The organism is Propioniciclava sp., from assembly GCF_029977985.1.
GTDB lineage: Bacteria > Actinomycetota > Actinomycetes > Propionibacteriales > Propionibacteriaceae > Propioniciclava.
Map to the genome: position 1 here is coordinate 1 of NZ_JARKOT010000091.1, position 8,129 is coordinate 8,129.

Annotated in this window: 9 protein-coding genes and 1 pseudogene; 3 read left to right on the forward strand and 7 right to left on the reverse strand. The window is 71.6% G+C overall.

Annotation, left to right across the window (positions count from 1 at the left end):
• Nucleotides 1-16: 16 nt before the first annotated feature.
• Entirely contained in the window at nt 17-1,279 is a 1,263-nt protein-coding gene (locus Q1K57_RS05430; protein WP_300079824.1) for a glycoside hydrolase family 32 protein, read from the reverse strand.
• Between the two features lie 166 nt (nt 1,280-1,445).
• On the opposite strand from Q1K57_RS05430, the pseudogene Q1K57_RS15710 reads away from it, so the two are divergent.
• A pseudogene (locus tag Q1K57_RS15710) lies at nt 1,446-1,628 on the forward strand (sugar diacid recognition domain-containing protein); the annotation flags it as partial.
• 176 nt (nt 1,629-1,804) lie between these two features.
• A complete protein-coding gene (locus Q1K57_RS05440) occupies nt 1,805-2,416 on the forward strand; it encodes a helix-turn-helix domain-containing protein (protein ID WP_300079827.1) in 612 nt (203 codons plus the stop codon).
• Here the strand turns inward: Q1K57_RS05440 and Q1K57_RS05445 are convergent.
• From Q1K57_RS05445 to Q1K57_RS05465, 5 genes are all read right to left on the reverse strand, one after another.
• Nucleotides 2,403-3,698 (reverse strand): L-lactate permease, encoded by a 1,296-nt coding sequence (locus tag Q1K57_RS05445; RefSeq protein WP_300079835.1) that lies wholly within the window; start codon nt 3,696-3,698, stop codon nt 2,403-2,405. The genes Q1K57_RS05440 and Q1K57_RS05445 overlap by 14 nt on opposite strands.
• A complete protein-coding gene (locus Q1K57_RS05450; RefSeq protein WP_300079828.1) occupies nt 3,617-4,060 on the reverse strand; it encodes an L-lactate permease in 444 nt (147 codons plus the stop codon). Before Q1K57_RS05450 ends, Q1K57_RS05445 begins: the two co-directional genes overlap by 82 nt.
• The gene (locus Q1K57_RS05455) at nt 4,057-5,235 is read right to left on the reverse strand and encodes a glycerate kinase (RefSeq protein WP_300079830.1); all 1,179 of its coding nucleotides are present in this window, start codon (nt 5,233-5,235) and stop codon (nt 4,057-4,059) included. Before Q1K57_RS05455 ends, Q1K57_RS05450 begins: the two co-directional genes overlap by 4 nt.
• Before the next feature lie 107 nt (nt 5,236-5,342).
• On the reverse strand, nt 5,343-5,870 hold the full coding sequence (locus Q1K57_RS05460; RefSeq protein ID WP_366525338.1) for a GNAT family N-acetyltransferase: 528 nt from the start codon (nt 5,868-5,870) through the stop codon (nt 5,343-5,345).
• Complete coding sequence (locus Q1K57_RS05465) at nt 5,867-6,661, reverse strand: alpha/beta hydrolase (protein WP_300079831.1); 795 nt, start codon at nt 6,659-6,661, stop codon at nt 5,867-5,869. The genes Q1K57_RS05460 and Q1K57_RS05465 overlap by 4 nt, the downstream gene beginning before the upstream one ends.
• Nucleotides 6,662-6,707: 46 nt before the next feature.
• Here Q1K57_RS05465 and Q1K57_RS05470 point away from each other — a divergent pair, with 46 nt between their 5' ends.
• Nucleotides 6,708-7,169, forward strand: coding sequence for a TetR family transcriptional regulator (locus Q1K57_RS05470; protein ID WP_300079832.1), 462 nt, complete (start codon nt 6,708-6,710; stop codon nt 7,167-7,169).
• 70 nt (nt 7,170-7,239) lie between these two features.
• Here Q1K57_RS05470 and Q1K57_RS05475 read toward each other — a convergent pair whose 3' ends face one another.
• The gene (locus Q1K57_RS05475; protein ID WP_300079834.1) at nt 7,240-7,671 is read right to left on the reverse strand and encodes a hypothetical protein; all 432 of its coding nucleotides are present in this window, start codon (nt 7,669-7,671) and stop codon (nt 7,240-7,242) included.
• Nucleotides 7,672-8,129: the final 458 nt, after the last annotated feature.

Here is an 8,129-nt window from a genome sequence, read left to right on the forward strand (position 1 = left end):
GCGGGGCGCCGTGCGGTTAGCGGGTGGTGGACGGGTCCACGACGAGCCGGTCCCCGGAGACGCGCACGTCGACGTGCGAGGCGTCCGAGCCGATGCGCAGGCCCCAGCCGGCGGCGTCCGAAAGGTCGAAGTCGAGCCGCAGCGCGAAGGCGCGCGAGCCGGCGAGGCCGGCGAGGGACAGATCCCGGTTGCTGAGCGTCGGCGGCAACTCCAGGTCCACGGGACGCGCCGCCGCCAGGTCGAGGACCGGCCGCTGGACGAGGCGTCCGGCCCGCACCCGCAGCTCCCGGACCAGGGTGAACGTGTGCACCCAGTCGAACTCCATCGAGGGCTGGTCGTCTTCGCCCGCGTTGCCGAACCAGGCGACCAGCTCGGTGGGTCCCGGGTCGGCCGCGGCCCGCGCGAACACCTGCGGGGCGTAGAACTCGAACCCGCGATCGATCTCGGCCAGTGGCCCGTCGGCGTGGAAGGCGTTGCCGTCGAGACGACCGACGACGGCGCAGGCAGGGAACACGTTCTCGAAGCCCTCGTCGTACGGGTCGTGGCCCTGGGGGCAGAAGAGGAACACGTCGTGGAGCACTCCGGGCCGCTCGTCCGGCACCCGCACCAGCGCCGGGCACTCCCACATGTAGCCGCACCGGGAGAAGGTCTCCTCGTGGCCGGGGAACTGCAGCTCTCCCTCGAACGTCCAGGCGAGACGGTCCTCCGATCGGTAGAGGAGGGCGGCTCCGGTCAGGTCGGCCCGTTGAGCGCCGACGAGCATGCGGAGGCTGCCGTCGGCGTCGCGCCATACGTTGGGGTCGCGCACGTGCCGCGTGTAGCCGTCGGGTGGCTCCGGGATGAGCGGGTTGCCGGGTGCCTTGGTGAACGTGGTGAAGTCCGTGGTGGTCGCGAGGCACTGGTGGGTGTCGCGGCCTCCGTCGGGGAAGCGGACGTTGCCGGTGTAGAACAGGTAGGTGACGTCGTCCTCCACGAGCGCGTTGCCCGAGTAGACCCCCGTGCGGTCGTACCAGGCGTCGGGGCAGAGCGCTGGTCCGTGGTCCGTCCACTGCGTGCAGTCGGGCGAGCTGGCGTGGCCCCAGTAGACGAGCTTGCGGGGGTGGAAGGGGCTGAACTGGTAGAAGGCGTGGTGGACGCCGTCGCGCACCACGAGCCCGTTGGGGTCGTTGAGCCGGCCGACGGGAGGCGCCAGGTGGAAGCGTGGGTAGTCGGGGTCTTCGTGGGCGCGCGATCCGGCGATCATCTTCTCGGCCAGGCTGCGCAGGTCGTCCGCGGCCACGTTCCCTCCTCCACCGCTGGTGGCTTCAACGTAGCCCAGCGCGCCCGGCTTGTCCGGCGGTCGCGGGTGCAGCCCGACCTTTCTGCTGAGGGCCGCTCGGCGGTGTCATGATGCGAGCACGGGGACGCTCACCCGGCAGATCGCGCAGGCCGTCGTGGACGCCACCATGCGCGACATTCCCTACAGCCTCAACCTCATGGACGCCGACGGCGACATCATCGCGAGCGGCGATCTGCGGCGAGTGGGGCAGGCGCACCCCGGAGCGGTCGCGGCGCTGACGAGCGGCGAACCCGTCGAGATCGACGCAGACGCCGAGGGCGCCCGGCCCGGCATCAACCTGCCCATCGAACGCGATGGCGAGCGCATCGGCGTCGTCGGCATCACGGGCCCGCCGGACGAGGTGCGGCCGCGGCCCAGCTGGTCCGCTCGTCGGTCACGCTCCTCATCGGTCACCAGCAGGCCCTGCTCGCCCGCGCCGACCGGCAAGGACGCCGCGACCTCCTCGCGGAGCGGCTCGTCACCCACGTGGGCAAGTACCCGGCGCTCCTGGTCGCGGACGCCGGCGAGTTCGGGCTCGACCTGCGGACGCCGCATGAGGCGGTCCTCGTCGAAGGGGTGCCGCGGCCCCAGGTGGACGCCGTCGTCCGCGGCCTGCCGCGCACGTTCCTGCTCACCCCCGCCCTGCTCGGCTTCCTCGCGCCCGCGGGCACGGCCGAGCGGGCGGCGTCCACCGTGCTGGATCGGTTGCCGCAGGCCCTCTGCGTGGTGGGGCCGCGCAGCGAGAACGTCGCCGAGACGGTCGGGCTGGCCCGCGAGGCGGGCCGGGTCGCGGCGCGGTTGGGGCTGCGACGGCGGCTCGTGACCTACGCGGAACTGGACCACCTGTGCCGCCTGGCCCGGGGCGCGCGACCGAGCGGCGTCCTGGTGACCGCCCTCGCTCCGCACCCCGACCTGCTCGCGACGGTGCGCGCCGTCGTGCGGCACGACGGGAATCTGGCGGCCGCGGCGTCCGAGCTGTGCATCCACCGCAACACGCTCACGTACCGGCTGGACCGCATCCAGGAGCTGACGGGGCGCGACCCCCGCCGGCTCCTGGACGCCGTGGCCTTCGTGAGCGAAATCGTCAGGGAACCATGAAGCTGAGTGCGGTGGACTGCAGGAACACCAGCGTGCACAGCAGGAGCAGCAAGCCGAGCGACCACGGCAGCATCTTGCGGAACAGCGTCGACTCCTCGCCGTCCATCTTCACCGAGGCGGCGGCGATGGCCAGGTTCTGCGGCGAGACCATCTTGCCGATGACGCCGCCGGTCGTGTTCGCCGCTATGAGGAGCGTCGGGCTGATGCCGGTCTGGTCGCCCGCCGTCTGCTGCAGCTTGCTGAACAGGGCGTTGGCCGATGTGTCCGAGCCGGTGACGGCCGTGCCGAACCAGCCGAGCAGTGTTGAGAGGAAGGCGAACGCCGCACCGGCGGCCGCGATCCACGTGCCGATGCTGATGGTCTGGCCGGACAGGTTCATCACGTAGGCCAGCGAGAGGACGCTCGCCACGGTGAGGATCGCCCAGCGGAGCCGGTAGATGACGCTGCGGAACTCGGAGACGAACGTGCGCGCGTCGATGCGGTAGTAGAGCGCCACCACGATGCAGCACAGCAACAGGAGGGTGCCCGGGTTCATGAGCCAGTTCAGCTTGAACACGGTCGTGGTCACGGCGTTGCCGGCGGCGTCCAGGATGTTGCCGTCGAGGCCGGACCAGTGGATCTTGATGTCGGTGGCGGTCAGGGCGGCCTTGATGGGCGGAACCATGTTGACCAGCGAGAACACCACGACGACCAGCAGGTAGGGGAACAGCCCCTGGAAGACGAGGTTGGGCGTGAGCCGCTCGCGCTCGGAATGGACCGGGTGCACCCCGGTCAGTCGTTCGGTCTCGTCGGCGAAACGCGTGCGGGCCTCCTCGCCGCCACGCGGGTGCCACAGGCGCAGGAAGAGCACGGTGACGACGAGGCCGACGAGGGCGGCCACGATGTCGGTGAGCTCGGTCGAGACGAAGTTCGAGGTGATGAACTGGGCGCCGGCGAACGACAGACCGGTGACGAGCGCCACGGGCCACACTTCGCGCACGCCGCGGAAACCGTCGACGAGCAAGAGCACGAGGAGCGGGACGAACGCGGCGAGCAGGGGGGCCTGGCGGCCGGTCATGGCGCCGATCTCGAAGGCGGGGATGCCGGTGATGCCGGAGGCCGTCGTGATCGGGATGGCGAGCGACCCGAACGCGACGGGCGCCGTGTTGGCCATGAGGACGGCGGTCGCCGCACGGATGGGGGAGACGCCGAGGGCGATGATCATCGTCGCCGTGATGGCCACCGGGGCGCCGAAGCCGGCGGGGGCCTCGAGCAGACCACCGAAGCAGAAGGCGATGAGGATCGTCTGGACGCGCGGGTCGTCGCTGACGGCGTCGAAGGCGAACGGAGGTGCTCGAAACGCCCGGAGACGACGGTGAGCTGGTAGAGGAGGATCGCGGTGATGACGATCCACTGGATCGGGAACAGGCCGTAGGCCGCGCCTTCGGCGGCCGACAGCAGGGCGAGCGTTGCCGGCATGTGGAAGGCGGCGATGGCGACGATGATCGCGCAGGCCAGGCCGGCGAGGGCTGCCCAGTGGGCCTTGGCCTTGAGGACGCCGAGGGCGACGAACACGACGAGCAGCGGGATGAGGGCGACGAGCGCCCACAGCGTCAGGCTGCCGAGGGGCGCCGGGTTCTGCGTGAAGGTTTCCAGCGGGGTCATCGGAGGTTCTCCCGGGGGCGGGTGGTGGCGAGGGACTGGCCGAGCGCGAGGGCGCGGCCGATGGCGCGCGCGGTGCGTTCGACGTTGGTGGCGCCGTCGGCGAGGACGGCGTCGAGCGGCGCGAGACGGGTGAGGATGGGGACGAGCACGTCGAAGACGTCGCCGACGAGGTCGTCGGCTCCGTCGCCGAGGCAGCCGGCGATGCCGACGACGGGGACGCCGTGGGCGCGGGCCACGCGCGCGACGCCGGCGGGCGTCTTGCCGTGGCGGGTCTGGCCGTCGACGCGGCCCTCGCCGGTGACCACGAGGTCGGCCGAGGCGACGGCGTCCTTGAGGCCGGTCTGCTCGACGACGATGTCGACGCCCGGGCGCAGGCGGGCCCGGGTGAAGGCGAGGAGCCCGGCACCCAGGCCGCCGGCGGCGCCCGCGCCGGGGACGTCGCGGACGGCGCGGCCGAGGTCGCGCTCGACGACGTCGGCGTAGTGGGCGAGGGCCTGGTCGAGTTCGACGACGACGGCAGGCGTGGCTCCCTTCTGAGGGCCGTAGATGGCCGAGGCGCCGTCGCGGCCGCACAGGGGGTTGTCGACGTCGCAAGCGACGTCGATGGTGAGGTCGGCGACCCGCGGGTCCACGCCGCTGGTGTCGATCCGGTCGAGCTGGGCGAGGGCTGCGCCACCTTCGGGCAGATCGGCGCCGGCAGCGTCCAGGAAATGGACGCCGAGGGCGCGGGCGAGGCCGCTGCCGCCGTCGTTCGTGGCGCTGCCGCCGATGCCAAGCACGACGTGGCGGATGCCTGCGTCGAGGGCGGCGAGGATGAGTTCGCCGGTGCCTCGGGTGGTGGTGACGCGAGGATCTCGATCGGCGGGGGCGACGAGGGGCAGACCGCTGGCGGAGGCCATCTCGATCACGGCGGTGTCGCCGGTGAGCCCGAGTTGGGCGGTGACGGGCGTGCCGAGGGGGCCGGTGACGACGTGGTCCGCGACGCTGCCGCCGCGGGCGTCGACGAGGGACTGCAGAGTGCCCTCCCCGCCGTCGGCCATGGGGACGTGCACGTAGGTTGCGTCCGGGAAGGCGTCGCGGAACCCTCGTTCCATGGCCTCGCACACCTCGCGGGCCGTCAGGCTCTCCTTGTAGGAGTCCGGTGCCAGGACGATCGTGGGTGGGCTGGGATTCATCGAAGCTCCTTTGCTTGTGATGAACACCAGTGTGAGGCGTGATCATGGGGTGGAGCATCCGCGTCACCGCAAGGATTGCTGGTGCACGTGCACAGATGCCGCGTCGCTCAGAAGTCGAGCCACATCTGAGGGAATCGCTCGGATGTGGCGCTGGGGACGCCGACGTGGAAGCCGACCCGCTCGTAGAAGCCGGTCGCGGCCGGCGTGGAGTGGAGGGTGACGGCTCGCGCGCCCCGCTCGCGGCACCAGGCCACGAGGTCGTCGATCATGGCGCGGGCCACGCCGTGTCCGCGCGCCGCCGGGTCGACCCACATGTCGGCGATCTCGCCGGTCGTCGCGCTGCCGCCGGGCCAGGGGAGGCGCACGTCGAGCCGTGCGGTGCCGCAGCCCACCACGCCGCCGGTGCCGGAGTCGGCGACCACGATGCGGTGGGTCGGGCCGGCGATCATGTTCGCCAGCACGGACGCCGCCCGCTCGGCCCAGTCGGGGTGGGCGTCGAAGTCGGCGGGGTGGTAGGACAGCGTCAGCGCACGCCGCATGGCGAGGACGCCGTCGATGTCGTTCACCGTGGCGGGACGGATGAGCAGGTTGGGAGCGTACGCCCCACCCCCTGCGCCGACGACGATTCGGCTCAGGCCGCCGCCTCATCCCCGGAGCGCCGCCCGTCCTGCTCGGTGACCCACCGGCGGACGTGCTCGGTGAACGCCTCGGGCTGACACAGGCTCGACGGGTCGAACGAGTCGGGGATGATGGCGAACTCGGATCGGGGGAGCGCCTCGGCGACGCGGCGCATCATGGCGATGGCCAGGGCGCTGTCGTCGCCGACCAGGCAGAGCGTCGGCGTCCGGCACGACCGAAGGTCGTCTTCCAGTTGGACGGCGTTCACCGCGCGCCGCTGCTTGACCAGGTCGTCGATGGGCGCCGTGGCGAAGTAGCGTGCGAGCGCCTCGGCGGCTAGGGGCCACCGCTTCGCGTAGACCTTCCGGACCGCGGCTGCGTTCACCGACCGGGGGAGGAGCCGCAGCATGGCCGGCTGGCTCCGGGCGGCCCACAGCTGCGCCCGCTCGGCCAGCGTGCGGGGGCGGGTGTCGCAGAGGCTGTCGGCGATGATCGCGGACGCGACGAGGTGGGGGTGCCGGAGCATGAGCGTCTCGATCACGGGGCCGCCGTAGGAGATCCCGACCAGATGGGCCCGCTCGATGCCGCGTTCGCGCAGCAGGGCGGCGACCTCGTCGGCTTGGGTGGGGATCACGTCCTCCACCCGGACGCCGTCGAGCGTGGGTGACTGTCCCGTGCCCCGGAGGTCGACGGCCAGGCGACGGAACTCGGTGAGCGCCGCCATCTGCGGGGCGTACATCGTGTGGTCGGCGCCCAGGCCGGGGATGAACACGATCGCCGGGCCGGCGCCCTCGTCTTGGACGAACATGGCCTGTCTCCTTCTACTACGTTCGTAGTTACACTACCATCGTAGTGTGTCCACGAGGGAAGAGCAAGTGCGTGCGGCGGCAGTCGAGGTGTTCGCGGCGAGAGGCGTCCACGGGCTGACGCACCGCGCCGTGGACCAGGCGGCCGGCCTGCCCCAGGGCTCCACGAGCAACCTGTTCCGGACGCGGCAGGCGCTCGTCACCGCTGTCGCCGACGACGTCGCGCAGGCCCGTGTCGAGCAGGGCGCCCAGCCCGGGTCGCCGACGTCCGTCGCGTGGCTCGAGCTGCTGCTGCTCGCCCGCCGGGATGAGGGCGTGGCGGCGGCCATCGAGCCCACCAGGGCGCGCATGCGTGCCCTGTTGGACGCCTCGCGGCCACCCGGCCTGCCCCTGCCGACGCCGGAACTCGCGGCGTTCCTGACCGGTCTGGAATACGCGCAGGCCGTCACCGGGATCGACCTCGACCCGGGGGTGTTCCTGGAGTGCCTCAGTCGGGGCTCACAACCCTGACGCCCGCCGCCGCGGCGCGAGGGGAGCGGGGAGACGGGAAGGCATGCGCGACCCGCGGGCCCGAGTGGGTTCAGTCCGCAAGTTGCGCGCTGAACTGGTCGTAGATGCTCATGAGGGACGCCCGCAGGGCGTGGGGGTCCCGGATCGGCGCCGACCCTGATGCGCCGCGCTCCACGAGCGCGGTGAGGCTGTCCAGGGCAGCCGCCAGCTGCTGCTCGGTGAGAGGGCCGAACGCCGCGGATGCCGACAGCAGCCCCAGCGTCGCGCTGCTCAGGACGATCGCCAGCCCGTCGAGGTCCAGCCCGGGAGCGAGCCCCCCGTGCTCGGCGAAGACGTGCAGCATCGTGCGGACCCACGCCACGCGGGCCGCGTAGCGTTGCGGACCCAGGTTCGCCACCTGCCGGCCGAGAACGTCCTGGTCGTCCAGGAGGGCGGCGACGGCGAGGCGGTCGGACGCTGCTCGCCGAGCTTCACATGAGGGACAGCGGAACCAGGAACTCAAACCGGTGATTGGTCGGTTTGAACAACGACACTCGGGTCTGGGTTGGGTGGGTCTGGGTTGGGTGGACGCAATGGAGCACTACGGGAACAGGCGACAGCGGGTCGAACGGCTGGTTTCCGCGTGGAATCAAGGGTCCGCCGACGTGGCGGAGCCTGCTAACGAGCCTGATGACCCGCTGATCGCGGCCGCCGCAGAGCCAAGGAGACGCACTCGAACACGGCTGACTGAGCCTCGATCCGCCGATGTGATGGGTGTGCCGTGACGGCGAATGCTCCTGCGACAAGGAAGAATGGTGTTTGCGAAGACGCCGTTCTGATCCCTGACAGGAGCACTCGTAGTGCGAGTTTGCCATACCCTTGACCCGGTTTTCGACGACCCGAACCTGATCGCCTTCGGTGGCCTGCCGGCGGTGCTGACGCTGGCCGAACAAGCCGGTCTGCACGACCTGGTCGATGAGC